Origin of the sequence: Desulforegula conservatrix Mb1Pa (assembly GCF_000426225.1) — a bacterium.
Taxonomy (GTDB): Bacteria; Desulfobacterota; Desulfobacteria; order Desulfobacterales; family Desulforegulaceae; genus Desulforegula; species Desulforegula conservatrix.
In genome coordinates, this window is sequence record NZ_AUEY01000166.1 from 1 (window position 1) to 1,817 (window position 1,817).

At 44.2% G+C, this 1,817-nt stretch carries 1 protein-coding gene; it reads right to left on the bottom strand.

The window, feature by feature from the left end:
* A partial coding sequence (mobQ, locus tag K245_RS0121570) for a MobQ family relaxase (protein WP_027360812.1) occupies positions 1-1,553 on the bottom strand: 1,553 nt, incomplete at its 3' end.
* Between the last annotated feature and the right edge of the window lie 264 nt (positions 1,554-1,817).

The window sequence follows — 1,817 nt, forward strand, 5'->3', positions numbered from 1 at the left end:
GCGGCTTTGTAGAGATTCAGGGCGGCATTTGATTTGCCTTCTTCAAAGTATTTTGTGGCTTCTTTTTGCCAGCCTTCTTTCTGTCTCCGGATTTCCGTGAGGTTAACGCCTTCGGTTCTGGAATAAATTCCCCTGAAGGCTCCTCCGGCCTCTATGGGCTGCAACTGCATCCCGTCTCCAACCAGAATAACCTTTGCGCCCTTTTCATGGGCATGTGAGATAAGGGCGTTCATCTGGCGCGTTCCGACCATTCCGGCTTCGTCAATAACCAGAACATGCTTTTTTGTTAGCTCGCTTCTGCCCTGTTCCTGGTCAAGAAGTCTTCTGGCTATCGTCTGGCTTGGTATTCCTGAAGATTCGAAAAGCCCCTGGGCAGCTATTCCAGCGAGTGCCGCCCCTGTTACTGTATATCCTCCAGCCTCGTAAGCCTCCCTGACTGCGTCAAGCATATAGCTCTTGCCTGTTCCGGCGTATCCGACCACACAGCACATATCCCCGCTTGAAAGAATATGATTGAATGCCTTCACCTGCTCCGGAGCAAGAGTTCTGCTGGCCTTGGCTTGTTTCTGATATTTGTTTTTGACTTTATGACTGTGAGCCTTTGCCATCTGCTCCGATTTTGAGAGCATGGAGTTTTCTGCTTCGAGAGTCTGGCGTGTGGTGTAACGCTCCTTGCCGTTTTCCCCGGCTCCGAGAAGAACGAGATCAGGAGAGTTTTTTATTGCGGAAACAACCTCATCAAACTGCTCCTTGTCTGCGCTGTATGTGTTTGCAAGACGGAAAATATCATTTTCAGTGAATATGGCCTGTTTGCGGCTGAAAAGATCAGTCGCTATTTCAGGACTGGCCTTGATTTTTTCTCCATTCCTTCTGCAAGTCTCAAGATATTCCTGCATCCGGTCTGTATTGGCCCTGTCATCCTCACTTATGTGTTTTAAAGGCCCTATCTTCTTTTGAGGCTCAAGCGGTATTCCCATCTTTTCATAGCTTCGATGGTCGATCACAATCTCATGCCCTGCAAGCGCAAGATGGTTGTTTGCATATTTGGCCCAGCCTTCGCGCCATTCAAGAAGGTGTTCTTTCTTGTTCCAGTCCCTGTTTTTTTGGCCGAATCCTTCAGGGCTTATTTCCCTCATTGTTAGCATTATATGAGCGTGTGGATTTTCTCCGCTTATGTCGTGAAGACAAATATCTGCGACCATGCCTTTATTTACAAAACTGTCTTTTGCAAATTCTTTAACCAGATTTTTTTTCTGTTCGTTTGTGAGTTCTATAGGCAGGGCAACCTGTATTTCTCTTGCAAGCTGTGAATCTTTTCTTTGTTCTGATTTTTCGACTTCGTTCCAGAGTTTTTCCCGATCATAAGCCCATTCAGGAGAATTGTCAGGAGCCAGGATCTCTGCGTGGGCAATCCCTTTCTTTTTTGTGAAATCCCATGTCTGATTCATTCTTTCATCAAGGATTTTTTCACCAGCTCTATAAGCAGCCGCACCTGTAACAGTACGCCCTGTACTTCTGCTTATTATTTGTGAGCTTAGTCTATAGATTGCCATATGTGCTTTATTAGGCTTTTGATAGTTAAAATAGTCAAAAATTTTAGGTTGGAATTAAAAACAAACATTGCGAAGCAACGTATAAGCGCGCCCTTCCTCGCTTCGCTCATTGGTTTTATGAGTAGCACCAGTCGGAATTATTTTCAATTGATTTTTTAATATTTTCAGGCTAATTTACGAAAAAATTACACCATAATTATTAGGGGAATATATGACAGAGGAAAAATCAAATAAAAAACGTAAGGCTATTTCAAGGCATGAACA